The 17,122-nt window shown below is 51.7% G+C and carries 12 protein-coding genes and 1 pseudogene; 9 read left to right on the top strand and 4 right to left on the bottom strand.

The features are described 5' to 3' along the window. Nucleotides 1-52 precede the first annotated feature (52 nt). The 5 genes and pseudogenes from HV355_RS23430 (at nt 53) to HV355_RS23410 (ending at nt 7,865) form a co-directional block, all read left to right on the top strand. Nucleotides 53-490 carry a DUF1795 domain-containing protein gene (locus tag HV355_RS23430; protein WP_182403779.1) on the top strand — a complete coding sequence of 146 codons (438 nt, stop codon included), beginning with the start codon at nt 53-55 and terminating at the stop codon, nt 488-490. 17 nt (nt 491-507) lie between these two features. After that, nucleotides 508-4,725 (top strand): RHS repeat-associated core domain-containing protein, encoded by a 4,218-nt coding sequence (locus HV355_RS23425; RefSeq protein ID WP_249420903.1) that lies wholly within the window; start codon nt 508-510, stop codon nt 4,723-4,725. After that, the gene (locus HV355_RS23420; RefSeq protein WP_182403777.1) at nt 4,719-5,264 is read left to right on the top strand and encodes an SMI1/KNR4 family protein; all 546 of its coding nucleotides are present in this window, start codon (nt 4,719-4,721) and stop codon (nt 5,262-5,264) included. Before HV355_RS23425 ends, HV355_RS23420 begins: the two co-directional genes overlap by 7 nt. A gap of 386 nt (nt 5,265-5,650) precedes the next feature. Beyond that, nucleotides 5,651-5,866 (top strand): annotated as a pseudogene (locus tag HV355_RS23415) (tyrosine-type recombinase/integrase); the annotation flags it as partial. Between the two features lie 25 nt (nt 5,867-5,891). Beyond that, entirely contained in the window at nt 5,892-7,865 is a 1,974-nt protein-coding gene (locus HV355_RS23410; RefSeq protein WP_182403775.1) for an AAA family ATPase, read from the top strand. 330 nt (nt 7,866-8,195) lie between these two features. On the opposite strand, the gene HV355_RS23405 is transcribed toward HV355_RS23410, so the two are convergent. The 4 genes from HV355_RS23405 to HV355_RS23390 form a co-directional block, all read right to left on the bottom strand. Next, nucleotides 8,196-8,615: a helix-turn-helix domain-containing protein gene (locus tag HV355_RS23405; RefSeq protein ID WP_182403773.1), complete on the bottom strand. Its 420-nt coding sequence runs from the start codon at nt 8,613-8,615 to the stop codon at nt 8,196-8,198. 492 nt (nt 8,616-9,107) lie between these two features. Continuing rightward, nucleotides 9,108-10,784 (bottom strand): hypothetical protein, encoded by a 1,677-nt coding sequence (locus HV355_RS23400; protein ID WP_182403771.1) that lies wholly within the window; start codon nt 10,782-10,784, stop codon nt 9,108-9,110. 754 nt (nt 10,785-11,538) lie between these two features. Further along, complete coding sequence (locus tag HV355_RS23395; protein WP_182403769.1) at nt 11,539-11,994, bottom strand: hypothetical protein; 456 nt, start codon at nt 11,992-11,994, stop codon at nt 11,539-11,541. 230 nt (nt 11,995-12,224) lie between these two features. After that, the gene (locus HV355_RS23390) at nt 12,225-13,106 is read right to left on the bottom strand and encodes a LysR family transcriptional regulator (RefSeq protein WP_182403767.1); all 882 of its coding nucleotides are present in this window, start codon (nt 13,104-13,106) and stop codon (nt 12,225-12,227) included. 105 nt (nt 13,107-13,211) lie between these two features. Between HV355_RS23390 and budA the strand changes: the two genes are divergently transcribed. From budA to HV355_RS23370, 4 genes are all read left to right on the top strand, one after another. Continuing rightward, the gene (budA, locus tag HV355_RS23385; protein ID WP_182403765.1) at nt 13,212-13,991 is read left to right on the top strand and encodes an acetolactate decarboxylase; all 780 of its coding nucleotides are present in this window, start codon (nt 13,212-13,214) and stop codon (nt 13,989-13,991) included. A gap of 13 nt (nt 13,992-14,004) precedes the next feature. Then, nucleotides 14,005-15,684 (top strand): acetolactate synthase AlsS, encoded by a 1,680-nt coding sequence (gene alsS, locus HV355_RS23380; RefSeq protein WP_148400361.1) that lies wholly within the window; start codon nt 14,005-14,007, stop codon nt 15,682-15,684. A 20-nt stretch (nt 15,685-15,704) separates the two neighbouring features. After that, nucleotides 15,705-16,475: a (S)-acetoin forming diacetyl reductase gene (locus HV355_RS23375; RefSeq protein WP_182403763.1), complete on the top strand. Its 771-nt coding sequence runs from the start codon at nt 15,705-15,707 to the stop codon at nt 16,473-16,475. 138 nt (nt 16,476-16,613) lie between these two features. Further along, nucleotides 16,614-17,087: a cold shock domain-containing protein gene (locus HV355_RS23370; RefSeq protein ID WP_010428355.1), complete on the top strand. Its 474-nt coding sequence runs from the start codon at nt 16,614-16,616 to the stop codon at nt 17,085-17,087. Nucleotides 17,088-17,122: the final 35 nt, after the last annotated feature.

Genomic DNA, 17,122 nt, shown 5'->3' with positions numbered 1-17,122 from the left:
AACACATATGCGAAACTTACCGCTTCTGAAAATATGTGGTGGGACCCGCTCAATGTCAGAACAACATTCGCAGTGCCTGTTCAGTGAAGGACTGATCAACGTTCCTGAGGGTTATCAGGATCGTACCGTCAACGTATTCGCGCCGCCCGCTGCGGATGCGCCGGCGTTCAACATTTCCCGCGATGCCCTCAACCCCGGCGAAGCGCTTGCCGTGTATATCGATCGCCAGCTCGTCCTGATGGCAAAACACATCAAGGGCTGGAAGCAGGGTGAGCGCAGCGCCGCGACGCTGGGCGACGGCCTTTCACAGGGTGAAACCGTCCATGCCAGCTACCTGCGCGACGGGAAACGCATCTGGCAGCATCAGGCCGTGTTTAACGTCGACGGCGATAACATTCTGGTGTTCACCATGACCTGCACCCGCGCGCTGGGCGATGCCGACGGCGCGCTGTTTGGCGATCTTCTCAGGAGCTTCCGCTTCCACCATTAACTTCAGGGACCGTTGTTATGTTTGAAGCAGCACGCGTTGGTGATGATATCGGCCACTCCGGTGCGCTGGCCGGGATGATTGCCGGAACGATTGTCGGTGGCCTGATTGCCGCCGCCGGGGGCATTCTGGCGGGGGCCATGTTTATAGCCGGTCTCGGCGCATCCTGCCTTGGCGTGGGCGTCCTGCTCGTCGGCGCCAGCCTCGCCGTGGGGTATTACACCGGGGAGCTGGCAACCGCCGCCCGGGACAGCATCGCGGACGCCGGGGCATCCAGCATGACGAAGAAAGGCGTCATCACCTCCGGCTCGCCCAACGTGTTTATCAACGGTAAACCCGCCGCGCTTGCCACCGATAGCACCGTCGACTGTTCTGACGACGGCTCGCAGCAGATGGCCGAAGGCTCTAAGCGCGTCTCCATTAACAGCCAGCCTGCCTCCCGCATCGGGGATCGCACCACCTGCGACGCGAAGGTGATGACCGGTTCGGACAACGTCATTATCGGCGGCGACCCGCAGCAAACCCTGCCCATTCAGTCTGAAGTGCCCGAGTGGCTCTACAAGGTCTCCGATCTTACCCTGCTGTTTGCCGGCCTGCTCGGCGGATGGGGCGGTGCCGCTGGTAAAGTCGGGGCGCTCTCTAAGCTTCTGGGCAAAATCCCCGGTATCAACAAGCTGGCCCGTATCGCCTGCCGCGCCGGCACGCTGATGACCGGCGTGGCGGCCGCGGGGATCATCGCCCGCCCGGTGGATATCGTCAGCGGACAGAAGTTTCTCAGCGGGGATGATGAGCTGGACTTCGTCCTGCCTTCCCGTCTTCCGGTGCGCTGGCAGCGCTACTGGCGCAGCGGCAACCCCGGCGACAGCATGCTGGGCCGCGGCTGGAGCCTGTTCTGGGAAAGCCGCCTGGAACCGTATCAGGACGGCCTGGTGTGGCGCGCGCCGTCTGGCGATTACGTCGCCTTCCCGAAGGTCCCGAAAGGGCTGCGCACCTATTGCGAAAGTGAAAAAAACTGGCTTGAACATCACCAGGACGACAGCTGGTCGGTGTATGACGTCAGCGGCGAGCGCTGGCACTATGCGCCGCTGCGGGATGATGCCCCGTCGCTGCTCCAGCGCATCTCTGAACCCTGCGGCAACGATATCCTCTTCGAGTGGAATGCGGATAATACCCTGCATGCCCTGACCGACAGCGCGGGCCAGCGCGTGGTCTGCCGCTACGACCGCGACAGGCTCCTCGGCGCCTGGCTGGATGACGAGATCTGCCTGGTCAGTTACGCTTATGATGAACAGCGCCAGCTGGTCTCCGTGACCGGCCGGGGCGGTAGCGTGCGCCGACGCTTCCGCTGGCAGGACGGGCTGATGAGCGCCCACGAGGACGCCAACGGCCTGCTGAGCGAATATCGCTGGCGGGAGATTGACGGCCTGCCGCGCGTGGTCGGCTTCCGCCACAGCGGCGGCGAACAGCTGACGTTCGAATACGATTTTGATAACGGTACCCGCCGTGCGACCCGCGAAGACGGCGCGCAGGCGCACTGGCTGGTGGATGACGACGACAACGTCGCGCGCTTCACGGATTACGACGGCCGCCAGACGACGTTTGTCTACCGCGACGGCGAGCTCTGCGACGTCATTCTGCCGGGCGGCGCAATGCGCCGCAGCACGTGGGACAAATACGGCCGCATGACCAGCGAGACGGACCCGGCTGGCCGTCGCACGGAGTATCACTGGCATCGCCTGACCGACCGCATCACCCGCACGGTTTACCCGGATGGCACCTCATCGCAGGCCATGTACGACCTTCGCGGTCGCCTGCTGTCGGAAACGGATCCGGCCGGTAGCACCACCGCGTATCGCTATCCCGATGATGAAGAAAACCTGCCGGAGAGCATCACCGACGCCATCGGCGGCGTGGTGCGCCTGGTCTGGAACCACCAGGGGCTGCTGACGCAGCGTACCGACTGCTCCGGCAGCGTCACCCGCTTCACCTACGACCGATTCGGGCAGTTGATTGCCAGCGAGGATGCGGAAGGGAATATCACGCGGCGGGAGTGGAGCCGTGTCGGGCTGCTGAGCGCCGTGATCCATCCGGACGGCAGCCGCGAGTCTCTGGTGTGGAACGAACGCGGCCAGCTCACGGGCTGGCGCGACCCGCTGGAAAGCGAGGTGAGCTGGGCCTATAACGCGCTCGGCCTCCCTGTCAGCCTCACCGACCGTATTGGCCGCGTGCGCCAGTGGCGCTACGACCCGCGCGGTAACCTGCTGCGACTCGATAACGGCAACGGGGCGGAATACCGCTTCACCTACGACGCCGTGGGGCGCCCGCTCAGCGAAACGCGCCCGGACGAGACCGTGCGCCATATGGAATGGGACGCGCGAGGGTTCCTCTGCGCGCTCGAAGAAAACGGCCGGCCTGCCGCCGACGGCGGTATCGCCCGTCGCGTTCAGCAGTTCAGCTATGACGACAGCGGGCTGCTGATCGGGCGCACTCAGCGCCACGCGGAGTACCGCTACTTCCGCGACCTGAGCGGCCAGATTACCCGCATCCGCCGCACGCCGACGGCCGAAGGCGTTGCCCTGGGTATCGAAAGCGATGAGATCGCTTACCGCCACGATGCCGCCGGACGCGTACTGAGCGAGTCCGGCATTAACGGCGAGGTGGGCTACGAATGGGATGCCCTGAGCAACCTGACCGGCCTGACGCTGCCCGGCGAGCAAAAGCTGGCCTGGCTGCACTACGGCTCCGGCCACGTCAGCGCCATCCGCTTCGGGCAGCAGCTGGTGACCGAATTCACCCGCGACCGCCTGCACCGCGAGGTGTGCCGCACTCAGGGCGCGCGCGAGCAGCTCCGTCAGTATGACAGTCTCGGCAGACGCACCCTGCAGCGCAGCGAATTGAGCACGGACGTGACCCTGCCGGAGCAGGCGCTACTGGAACGCTTGTATCGCTACACCGCGCGCGGTGAGCTTTCCGGCGTCAGCGACAGCCTGCGCGGTGAGGTGGACTACGGTTACGACGCCGAAGGGCGTCTGCTGAAGCACTACGAGGCCCGCCAGGGGCACAGCCGCGCGCAGTTCAGCTACGACGCCGCGGACAACCTCGCCGCCAATGACGATCCGGCACCGGTCACGGATAACCGCCTGCAGCACTGGCAGGCGCTGTTCATGAAATACGACCACTGGGGCAACCTGGTCAGCCGCCGCAACGGGCTGTATGAACAGCATTATGCGTATGACGCCGAGAACCGTCTGGTGTCCGCCCGGGGAACCGGGCCGCAAGGACGCTTTGAGGCGCGCTATCACTACGACGCGCTGGGCCGCCGCACGCGTAAAATCGTCACCACGACGCACGGCACCACCGACACCCGTTTCCTGTGGCAGGGCTACCGCCTGCTGCAGGAGCAGCAGGAGAGCGGGCTGTGCAGCACATATATTTACGACCCGAATGAAGCCTGGAGCCCGCTGGCGCGGGTGGATCACCTTCGTGACCAGAGCAGCGGTGAGATTTACTGGTTCAACACCGATCTAAACGGCGCGCCGCTGGAAGTGACCGACGAGCGCGGCGCGGTGTGCTGGAGCGGCCAGTACGGCAGCTTTGGCGAGGTGCGCCATCAGAGCGAAGGGTTCTCACGGCTTGTGAATCGCACGGCAATGGCTCACCAGCCGCTTCGCTATGCTGGGCAGTACGCTGACGGTGAAACCGGGCTGCACTATAACCTATTCCGCTACTACGACCCGCAGGTCGGGCGGTTTATTGTGCAGGATCCGATTGGGTTGAATGGTGGGTGGAATCTTTATCAGTATGCGCCGAACCCGTTGGGGTGGATTGATCCGTGGGGGTTAGCAGGTGTCAGGCTCCCAAGAAATAATGGCCATTGGGACGGTATACCAGGAGAAAGTAACTGGTATTCATATAATGACAAAGTTAATGCAGTTACATCGAACCAGCCTATACCTTTCAGTGAAGGAAGGCCTGATTTTTCTGCGTGGTCAAAAGGTACACTTACTTTCGAAGATGGTGTGCTGAATGGGACGGATAAAGATTTTTCAAAAGTATATAGTGCCATTGCAGAGAAAAAAGGCATTACACAGAAAGCTGCTCAGAATTTGTTAAGGGAAAAAATGCTTACTCCACATCATCTGAGTGCGAATACTATAATTCTTGTGCCAAGAGATCTTCATGGCAATGTGCCACATATTGGCTCCGCATCAGATATGAGGAGGAAAGGAAAATGTTGAAAAAATTAGAGCGCTTTGGAGCGAAACCGACATCATTACCATTAGATGAACTGAAAAAGAGTTTAAATACATTAGAAACATCAATAGGGCCAATTCCTGAAAGTTATCGTGCCTATTTACTTCATTTTGGCGTTTCTGTTCTTTTTGATGTAAATATAGTTTTCAAGGCGTTACAACCATCTCCGTGGTCTGATGAGCAAGGAAACGATACGCTTGAGTCTTTGTATGGCCTTGCAGAATCGGGTAAAGAATATACTGTCTTTGAAATGGCTGATACATACCGGAATGATTTTCGCGATCAATGGTTACCGATAGGAGCCTCGTCTGGTGATAATCAAATCTGTCTTTGCCTCAAAGGAGGTATGTCGGGAGAGATTTGGTTTTGGGATCACGAGTCTGATCCAATATTCAATGATTCAGTAGTGACCTCCGGGCTGACTAAAATAGCAAACTCCTTCAATGAGTTTGTTGATATGCTTACTGTTCAGGATGATAAAATAGATGCATCAGGGGTAGTTAAAGTCGACCTTGATTTTTAATAAAAGGGTACATGCGCTGAACCTGGCGAAGCCCATCTTTTGCTGTAAGGTGGGTGTTGCTGGTGCAGCATATCACAGCAGCAACAGCCGCTTCGCTATGCTGGAAATATATAATTTGCCTTTTAAAAATAGCAATCTATAAAAGATTGGTGCGGGTACTATCTTCGGTTACTCTAAGGATACTAGCCATCTTGATGGACGCCAGAATTCCGATAAAATCTGTCAGGAGCAAAACGGTGCAAGATAAGGAGAGCTGATGAGTAATGTTAAAAATCTTATTTCAGTGTGTATTAACTGCTATGGAGAAAATGATGTCTTCACCATCGGAATAGGGTTGGCAATCATGATAAAAAAATTTTATCATTATCGGACGATTCGAAGAAGATGAATTATCCGCAGAGCAACTTACCAACGTTTTTCGCCACACATTCGCTAGCCACTTTATAATGAATGGAGGTAATATTCTTATCTTGCAGAGACTTCTCGGCCATACCGATATCAAAATGACGATGCGATATGCTCACTTCGCACCAGATCATTTAGAAGAGGCTGTAAAGTTCAATCCGTTGGATTGTATCAACCCAACCTTAAAAAAAACTTAAACTTTATAAATACTCGGGGCTTAAAATGATAATCGGACTTTTTTTGAGATATTTCAAGACGTATGGTGGCAATAACTACATACCTTTATCAAGCGGAAGTAATTTTTGTGGATTAATTGGAAATAATGGAATTGGGAAAAGCTCTGTTCTGGAATCTCTTGATTCTTTCTTTAACGGAAAAAGCTGGAATTTAAACACTGGTTTCAAAAAAGCATCCACAGGAACAATTTCTCCAAATATTGTTCCTGTATTTATGATTAAAAAAGAAGATATTCCAGAACGTCACCATGAGGCCGCGCATTGGCTAACTCAACTGTCACTCAACTTTGATGAGCGTAGTAGCGGAGTTCCGATGACACCAACTACAAGGCCACCAATTGTATCGTTTATGGATCACATTAAAAAAATCAGAAGAAACAATGAAATTGACAATTATTTTCTACTTCCTATAGGCTGTGACAATTCTGGCATAGTCAATCTGTCAATACTTAATTGTAAGCTTCTTACCGAAATCATTAACCCTCCGGCAGAGGAAATTGAAAATAACAGATTATCCACATCTTCATTAATTAATCGTTTTCAGGGCTTTCTTGCTTACTTAAGGGATAAGTATGAGTACATTTACATACCAAAAGATATTGACCCTGAAACTTTCACTAAGCTTGAAACAAACGAAATACAAAAATTAATGGGGGAAAGTTTAGAAGAAATTATCAGAGAAAAAATCCCTAATGAAACCATAACAAAAATAAATGGCGAGTTGAATGCTTTCATCACTCAAATTGAGAATGAACTTGAGGTGTATAGCTATAGAACTTCAGGAGATCGTCAGCAAAACCTGAAGAGAAGAGATATTTACAAGCTTATTATTGACGCTTACTTCAGAATTAGGAAGCTGAATAAAAGAGATTCTAGCACCTGGATTGAAATTAGTTCATTAAGTTCAGGTGAAAAACAAAAAGCAATCATTGATATTGCCCATGGCTTTCTTACAAATCATCGTGAAAACGGAGATCATTTATTAATTGCGATTGACGAACCCGAATGTTCACTTCATATGTCAGCATGTTTCGAACAATTTGAAAATTTATATAATATTAGTAGGAACTGCTGTCAGTTGATATTTACCACACATTGGTATGGATATCTTCCAACTGTTGAGAATGGATGTTCAACTTCAATCATAAAGGAAAATCAAACACATCACTTTACTTTATATGATTTAGCTGGATATCGCGAAGAAATAAAGAAAAAAAACAAGGAGTCTGGTAATAAAATACCCTATGATATTAGGTTGAAAAGCACAAATGATCTTATTCAATCTATAATATCTAGCACCTTAGCAGAAGAACCATATAATTGGTTGATTTGTGAGGGCTCAACCGAAAAGCTTTATCTTGGATATTATTTGCGTGAATTGGTTGAGAAAAAGAAATTGAGAATTGTCCCTGTCGGCGGAGCTAAAGAAGTAAAAAAAATATTCCAACTTTTAGAGGCCAGCCATGATGATCTTCGCAAAGATATAAATGGAAAAGTATTTTTATTATCAGATACTGACCGTGAATTGGTTAATTATCAAGTTAATAATATTGAAAAAATTAAATGTAAACGTATCATTAACGATCCGGTTACCAGCGCTACAATTCTCGTTGATATAAATTCCAACAAAGTATCACCCCCAACGGAAATTGAAAACTGCTTGAATGGCTTCATTTTTTCACGCACATTAACTGTTTTTATGCACAAATATCCAGAATTTGAATATCTTGATGATATTGTAGCTGGAAAAACAACAGATGATATGAATTTAAATTCTTTTTACACTATGGATTTACGCCCTCGTGAAGAAGCAATTTTAGACAAATTTTTTAATACAGAAGGTATTAAATACGAATTTGCCAAGAGATATATTCGCCTTGTTAATTATTTTGTTGAGAAAAAAGGAAAAGTCACGCCTACTCCATCTTGGATTGAAGAGATAAAGCACTTCTTTGAATAAATAACTTCCCCCATATGATATCGTAAAAGGGGAAGTACACTCTTCATTAATTTTTTGCAGTAGAACCTGGCAGTACATTTTAGGGTTATGGCGATAGAAGTGGTGAATGATGGGTAATTATTGGCATGCAATATTATTCTATAACAATGCGTAAATAACGCAAACTATTGATTTTTGGTTATTTATGAAGAAACACTAAATCGCTTGAAAAGTGTTTGAGGGAAGTGTTTGAAGGCAGTGACGTGCCTCTATAATTACCATAGAAGTTTTAGCCGCGACATGGTCAGCTTGGCTACGTCACTCTTTGCTTAATATAAAAAATCATCCTCATCAATTCCCCACAAATCCACTTACCGGCACGCCAAAACGCTTCGCCAGCGCGCGCATATGATCCAGCGTTAACGTGCGCTGTCCGTTGAGGATTCGACTCACCAAAGATTTCTTGCCTATCTCATTCTCAAAATCGCTCTGTATGAGTTGGTACTGATCCATCAGCGTTCGCAATAACGCAACGCCTGACTGAATGCTGTCTACACGCGCGTTAAGTTCTGCAAACTCCGGAGACTCGTTTTCGTATTTATCGATCTTCGTAGTGAGCATCTCTACCAGCGGGCTATCGGGATCATGCTCAATCAGATATACCACCAATCCCAGAGCATCCTCGTAATCTTGACGCGACGGTCTTGAACCCAGGAAAGGAAGCTCGCTTGTCAGATCGTTTGCCGCTTTGATGGCTGCCGCATAGTTCATTCTTTCGTTCTCCGGTAGAGGCCCGTGAGCTTGTCATACTCTGCGTGAGTGCGGAGACCTTTCTTCGCTCAAAATTAGCAAATACATCACTCTTAAATGCCCGCCACCTACATCAATGATCCACCATTTTCCCGGTATTTCATCCGATCCAGGCTGGGAAAGCGCGTTCGCATGTCGTCTGGTGATGGGGAGTGCTCATTTTTTTTATACCCGTTAAAGCTCGTCTAGGGCAAGTGCTTGATTTGGAAATTGACTGGTGCCCGCGTCGAAAGGCGCTCTTGAACTACGTGTATCCTTGCCCCTTGTTTCCAGACTGGATACATTTTAGGTGATGGTTGGTGGGTTGAAAATGTGGAAACATTGATGGAGTGCAGTTTTCATATGCTCGTGATGACGGCGCTCATTTAATGAGTGCGTACACTGTATGAGGTGACAATGAAAGAAATGTCCGCTTTGTGCCAAAAGCGGACGTTTCAAATCTTTTCCCTTAAGTTAAGGCTGGCTATCCAAGGAGCTTATTAAATGCACTACAAACTCGGCTGCATTATTCGCAGCTAATTTTTGTTGTGTTTTTTTATTAATACTTTTATTCCCATCTGCCCAATCGCAGATAGCTTTGATTAATATCCAGTCTTTCTTTTCATTTAAACATACTGAATATAGTCCATCCCCCTCCATTTCACCGCCTAAGGCAGTTGGGACAGAGCGCTTCAACTCATCACGATAGTTGAAATTATCGATTAACTTTTCCCCACTCAAAATTAAACCAATGGAAACTTTTGCATTGCAATCCGGCCAGCTAAGCATAGAATTACGAACCCAACCCAAGAGTTTAGAAGATGCATGTGGTCTATCTCCCCTGAGCACTTTCGAATTGTCTTTGCTAATTCTTTGCAGATTGTACAATTGAAGCTGATTTGAAACCAGAATATCTCCGATAGACTGTGATTTTTTATCAACTCCAAAAGCAATGCCTACCATGATTACTGCATCAGGATTAAGATTCTGAATTGCTCTATTAACGGATGAATGAGAGCCTCCAACACCACCACTTCCCATTTCTGATATGCACATAACGCATTGAGATTGGCCAATTATTCCTAGATCCTGATAGGACGTATCATCGATCGTAAAAGACTTATGTTGTTTCTGGGTGATTTGGAACGCACTTCCTATAACAGCCTTGCTCTCTATCTCAGTTACAGTAACTAAAAGTATCTTACGTTTCACAGAAGAGTTATTCATTTTTTTATTACTTCTTTGTAAAAGATTTGGAAGTTTCAATTCTTTATTAATTAGAGTCCAGATGTTTTGCGATGAAATACTATCTGGGATAGCTTCGTGTGGGTTATTAATTAGCTGTTCTTCACTTTCACCCAATGGGTGAGATGATTCAATTTGAACTTTTAATATAGCCGCAAGCTCTAATATTGATACCGAATTTTTATACCTCTGAAGATTCCCTGAGGCTGTTTCTGGCGAAGAATAAGGAACATATGAAACAATCCCTTGCTTATCTAATAGTATAAGTGACTGATCAACTTGATGTGTTATGTTTTTTTTAAGAACTGAATGCACGACGGGTTCAAATAACTTTTCATGCCGTGTAACTAACTCCACCATTTCTAATTGCCAATCATGGCGATCTTTTTCTAACGGCATAATCCTAATTGCAGGATATATTTTAGGCATTGAACCGATAGGTGCTGCGTTGCGATTTCCATCAATAATCATTGCAATTATTTTTTTAACTAATGATGCAATATTTTTATTTTTGCCAAGGTCTTGAATATCCCTAAATGAGATATCATCGTCCCATTCTACTTCAATGTCATCGATAGAAACCTTAACGCACAAGACGCTATCAAAAAGATGAAGATTTATATTTACTCGAGCTGAAATTCCGGGAAGAAATGAATCGAATTCATATGGAAATCTTTTCCCTTTGAAACCATGTTTCTCGCGGAATGCTAAAAGAGTTGAATGAAAAAGTGCTGTTGGTTCCAATACTACAGGAGAATAGTGCGAGCAAATATTTCCACCTATCCCTCTGAGGAAACCCTTCCCACTTTTAGGGTTGAATAATATCTTATTATCGCCAGAGTTGTAAATGTTTGAGTATGGCAGTTTTGTAATAACTAACCATTCAAGTCTGACGCAATACTTCATCACTACTCCAGAAAAATGGGTGAACAGGATGGGAATTAAACCCACACTCTAAGAATTGCTTCCAAGACTTTTCAGTAAGCCTGTTCATAAAAGTATAAAGGTAGTTATACAACCTTTTTTACGTAATTAACAAGTGGTTAAGTGAGATTTTTGTGATCTCACGTGGCAATAACGAGCATTTTATATACAATTTATTGGTAGGCACACTATGAACGTCAGCTTTTGTTAGTTGCAATCTATCAACCTTGAAGCTGTCCATACCTTAGGAGCCTTGTAGGCTCTTCAACTCGCTGTTGTTTTAGTAGCTGAAACGATAAGTGTAATAGCAACTACTAATCAATTGCTTAAGAATCATTTGATGCGCTATGAAAACAGTAATTATAATTGAGAAGGTATTTAGGAGAGGAAATGGTGCTGATCATGATGGATTTGTATCCTAAGTTCTGAAAGTTTTCACTGTGCAGCACTTGGCATTCAGAATGGATTGAAATATTCGGTGAAGGATCGCCAGAAATCGAAATGTTACGCAGTGGCTCAGGAGCAAAGTATGCAATTAAAGTGGAAAAGTAAAATTGAGGATTAGTCGATAGTTCACCTACTCCCCGTAGAGCCCCATATAACATTATTAGTATTACAACTATAGGCGAACTTCCGCTTCTCGCTCTTAACGGACATTCAACAGACAGCATTGTACTTTGCGTAAGGCCGAAATCCTGCTTCTACCCAGCAGAACCCCGGCCTCCCATCACCCGCCTCAATGCGCCGAAATATACGGCTCCTTCACAAACTCAGCCAGCAGCCAGACCATATCATGCAGTAGCCCAGTGAGTTCTTTCGCCACGTTCGCAGGCATTGTCCCGCCCATCACCGCCAGCGTTAACGCCGCAGCATAATCCACCTGCAACGCCGTCTCCTGCCAGCAGTCCGGCACGCAGGGAACGATCTTCTCCCCCGCGATGAGCCGTTCAACCAGATGCGGGGGAAGTTCCGTATCGCAGCGTTCACGCAGGCGTTTAAGCAGTTCCAGCAAGCGCTCGCAAAGTATGGAAAACGTCACGGGATCGTCAGTTTCCACCAATACGCTCACACAGGCGGCGCAGGTGTCAGCCAGTTCGAAGAGATCTGCGGAATCGCAAAGCTGAAAATTGATGAGGTGATGAACAGCGCTTTCTTCAGAGAGCGCATAAGAAAATTTAGGGGTAGTAGCCATTTAGCATCCTCGTTGTGCAAAAAAATGTCATGTTATGCTAACGGGTTCCTACGCCCGGTTACGGATGTGCCGCAACGCAGGCACTTTACGACCGTGAAGAAGGGATGAAAAGGGATGCCCATGAATTACATAAGGTTGCTTGCAGGTTTGCGAGGCGGCTTCCAGAAGGGCATTGCCGGGTGGCGGCTACGCCTTACCCGGCCTACAACAACTACCAACCAAACCGACCGCTACCCCTCGCTCATCATCGCCAGAAACCGCTTCACCGTCCGCGAGCGTTCAAAGCGCCGCCAGCAGAGCGCGATATCGGTATAAAGCTCCGGTGAGCTCAGCGCGTGGTAGGTGACATTCGGCGGAGAAATGGCCGCCATCGACTTCGGCACCAGCGCGAAGCCGCCACCCGCGGAAACCATGCTCAGGGACGATGAAAGCTGTGATGACTGCAGCGCGTGCTGCACGTCGATCCCGGCCCGTTCGCAGCAGCCGTAAACCCGGTCGTACAGGCCGGGCGCGACCTCCTGCGGGAAGAGCACCACCGGCGTATCACGCAGCTGGTCCAGCGCCAGATCGCCGCTTCCAGCCAGCGGATGGCCGCGATGCAGCGCCACCACCATCGGCTCCCGGTCGAGGATTGTTAACTCGAACGCCTTGCTGCTCTCGCACGGCAGGCGAACAAAGGCGATATCCAGCTCACCCTCCGCCAGCATCGTCGTCAGCGACGACATATTGGCTTCCACCTGGTGAACCTGCACCGCCATGTTCTGCACCTGGTACTGACGGATCAGCGCGAAAATTTTGGGATGAAAAGCGTCGGAGCTGGTGATGCCAATCGACAGGCTGCCGTTCAGCCCGCGCGCGATGCCGCGGGCTTTCTCCAGCGCGGCGTCGCTCAGCGCCAGGATCTTGCAGGCGTCCTCGTAGAAGGCTTCCCCCGCTTCGGTCAGCTCCACGCCCCGCGTCAGGCGCCTGAACAGCGGCGTGCCCACTTCCTCTTCGAGCCGTTTGATCTGCTGACTCAGAGGAGGCTGTGAAATACCCAGCGCTTCGGCCGCCCTGGTGAAGTGTCGCTCGCGTGCAACCGCGACAAAATACCGCAGATAACGAAGTTCCATATCAAAAACGTCTCAAACCACCATGGTTTCTATATTGGAACTCTCTGCTGAATCGGGTCAACATTTATTTAACCTTTCTAAATAAAGTTGAAGAGGACGAGCACGATGATGCATTCATCTGCCTGCGACTGTGAGGCCAGCTTGTGCGAGACCCTGCGCGGGTTCTCCGCCCAGCATCCTGACAGCGTGATCTATCAGACATCGCTAATGAGCGCCCTGCTAAGCGGCGTGTACGAGGGGGAAACCACCATCGCCGATCTGCTGGCACACGGTGATTTTGGTCTGGGCACCTTCAACGAGCTGGACGGCGAAATGATTGCCTTCAGCAGCAAAGTGTACCAGCTGCGCGCCGACGGCAGCGCCCAGGCCGCGAAGCCAGAGCAGAAAACGCCGTTCGCGGTGATGACCTGGTTCCAGCCGCAGTACCGGATAACCTTCAATGGCCCGGTCAGCCGTCAGCAGATCCACGACGCGATCGACCAGCAAATTCCCTCCGATAACCTGTTCTGCGCGCTGCGCATCGACGGCAACTTCCGCCATGCCCACACCCGCACCGTACCGCGCCAGACGCCGCCGTACCGCGCGATGACCGACGTGCTGGACGACCAGCCGGTGTTCCGCTTTAACCAGCGCGAAGGGGTGCTGGTCGGGTTCCGCACGCCGCAGCATATGCAGGGCATTAACGTGGCGGGCTATCACGAACACTTTATCACCGACGACCGTCAGGGCGGGGGACATCTGCTCGACTACCAGCTGGAGAGCGGCGTGCTCACCTTCGGTGAAATTCACAAGCTCATGATTGATCTGCCCGCCGACAGCGCGTTTTTACAGGCCAACCTTCACCCCAGCAATCTTGATGCAGCGATCCGTTCCGTCGAAAACTAACAGGAGAACTACCGTGAACAGTGAGAAACAGTCACGTCAGTGGGCGCACGGCGCCGATATGGTTGTCGGCCAGCTGGAAGCGCAGGGCGTGAAGCAGGTGTTTGGCATTCCGGGCGCGAAAATCGACAAGGTCTTTGACTCCCTGCTGGACTCCTCCATTGAGATCATTCCGGTACGCCATGAGGCCAACGCGGCGTTTATGGCGGCGGCGGTAGGGCGGCTGACCGGCAAGGCCGGGGTCGCGCTGGTCACCTCCGGGCCGGGCTGTTCCAACCTGATCACCGGCATCGCCACCGCCAACAGCGAAGGCGACCCGGTGGTGGCGCTGGGCGGGGCGGTGAAGCGGGCAGATAAAGCCAAGCTGGTGCACCAGAGCATGGACACCGTCGCCATGTTCAGCCCGGTCACCAAATACGCTGTAGAAGTTAGTTCACCGGACGCGATTGCCGAAGTGGTATCGAACGCGTTTCGCGCCGCCGAGCACGGCAGGCCTGGGGGCGCGTTCGTCAGCCTGCCGCAGGATATTGTCGACCAGCCCGCGACGGGCGCGATTTTACCCGCCAGCGGCCCGGCGCTGATGGGCCCGGCACCGGAGTCAGCGATTAACGACGTGGCGAAGCTTATCGAAAACGCCAAAAATCCAGTCATTTTGCTCGGCCTGATGGCCAGCCAGCCCGCGAACAGCGCCGCGCTGCGCACGCTGCTGGAGAAAAGCCGCATTCCGGTGACCAGCACCTATCAGGCCGCCGGGGCGGTGAATCAGGAGCACTTCACCCGCTTCGCCGGACGCGTCGGCCTCTTTAACAACCAGGCGGGCGACCGGCTGCTGCATCTGGCGGACCTGATTATCTGCATCGGCTACAGCCCGGTGGAGTACGAGCCGTCCATGTGGAACAGCGGCGACGCCACGCTGGTGCACATTGACGTGTTGCCCGCCTATGAAGAACGTAACTACGTGCCGGATCTGGAGCTGGTGGGGGACATCGCCGAAACCCTGAACCTGCTTGCTAACCGCATCGAGCGTAAGCTGGAGCTGAGCCAGCGGGCATCAGAGATTCTGGTCGACCGTCAGCATCAGCGCGATCTGCTCGACCGCCGCGGCGCCTCGCTCAACCAGTTTGCCCTGCATCCGCTGCGCATCGTGCGGGCCATGCAGGACATTGTGAATAACGACGTGACGCTCACCGTGGACATGGGCAGCTTCCACATCTGGATCGCCCGCTACCTCTACAGCTTCCGGGCGCGTCAGGTGATGATCTCCAACGGTCAGCAGACCATGGGCGTTGCCCTGCCGTGGGCGATCGGCGCGTGGCTGGTGAATCCGGGGCGCAAGGTGGTGTCGGTCTCCGGCGACGGCGGCTTCCTGCAGTCGAGCATGGAGCTGGAAACCGCGGTGCGCCTCAACGCCAACGTGCTGCACATCATCTGGGTGGATAACGGCTACAACATGGTGGCCATCCAGGAAGAGAAAAAATACCAGCGTCTTTCCGGCGTCGAATTCGGGCCGGTCGATTTCAAAGCCTATGCTGACGCCTTCGGCGCGAAGGGCTTTGCCGTGGAGAGCGCGGACGCGCTTGAGCCGACGCTGCGCGCGGCAATGGATGTCGACGGCCCCGCCGTGGTAGCCATTCCCGTCGACTACAGCGATAACCCGCTGCTGATGGGCCAGCTCCATCTCAGCCAGATTTTGTGAATCAATATAAGGACAGAGAAATGCAAAAAGTTGCTCTCGTAACAGGCTCAGGCCAGGGGATTGGTAAAGCGATCGCGCTTCGTCTGGTGAAGGATGGTTTTGCCGTCGCCATCGCGGATTACAACGAGGAGACGGCGAAAGCGGTCGCCGATGAAATCACCCGCAACGGCGGTAAAGCCGTCGCCGTGAAGGTCGATGTTTCTGACCGCGAGCAGGTGTTTGCCGCAGTCGAGAAGGCCCGCACCGCGCTGGGCGGATTCAACGTCATCGTTAACAACGCCGGGGTTGCGCCGTCCACGCCAATCGAATCCATCACCCCGGATATTGTCGACAAGGTTTACAACATCAACGTGAAAGGGGTGATCTGGGGCATTCAGGCCGCAATTGACGCGTTCCGCAAAGAGGGGCACGGCGGCAAGATCATCAACGCCTGTTCCCAGGCGGGCCACACCGGTAACCCGGAGCTGGCGGTCTACAGTTCCAGCAAGTTCGCAGTGCGCGGCTTAACCCAGACCGCCGCGCGGGATCTCGCGCCGCTGGGGATCACCGTTAACGCCTACTGCCCGGGCATCGTCAAAACGCCGATGTGGGCGGAGATCGACCGTCAGGTCTCCGAGGCGGCGGGTAAACCGCTCGGCTACGGGACCGAAACCTTTGCCAAACGCATTACGCTTGGCCGCCTGTCCGAACCGGAAGATGTCGCCGCCTGCGTTTCATACCTCGCTGGGCCAGACTCTGACTATATGACTGGCCAGTCCTTATTGATCGACGGTGGAATGGTGTTCAACTAATAACGTAATACTAATAAGCTCTGACATGAGTTTTCCCCTGCCCCCGTGCAGGGGCTTTTTTTTGTCTCCTCCGCCATTGTGCATTACACTGCGCGCTGCAAAACTTTAGTCATTACGATCTGACAGGCGGTAACAGCGATGAACGGTACAATCACAACGTGGTTTAAAGATAAAGGCTTTGGATTTATCAAAGATGAAAACGGCGACAACCGCTATTTTCATGTGATTAAGGTCGCGAACCCCGATCTGATTAAGAAAGATGCCGCGGTGACCTTTGAGCCAACCACCAATAACAAAGGCCTCTCCGCCTACGCGGTGAAGGTGATCCCCGAAAGCAAGCACCTCTATATTGCGGGCGAGCGCGTTAAGCTCACCTCGATAAAATCCTTCGTGGTGTTCAGCGAAGAAGAGCCGGTTGATGCCAAAATCGACAAAGAGAACGCGGTGCTGTCGGTAGGGCTGCTGATGAACAGCATCAAGCCGAAGTCCGATAAAAAGCCGGGCGAAACGCGTTCGGTGAAGAAGCTGGCGATCACCACCTTCCAGAATACGACGATGATCTTCACCGAAGATGAAATCGACATTGATGCCACGGTGAAGCTGCTGAAGTGATTTTTTGCCGGGTGGCGGCTGCGCCTTACCCGGCC

The sequence above is a fragment of the Enterobacter sp. RHBSTW-01064 genome (genome assembly GCF_014103035.1).
Taxonomy (GTDB): Bacteria; Pseudomonadota; Gammaproteobacteria; order Enterobacterales; family Enterobacteriaceae; genus Enterobacter; species Enterobacter mori.
The sequence above is the reverse complement of the archived record's forward strand: the minus strand, read 5'-3'. Positions and strand labels throughout refer to the sequence as shown.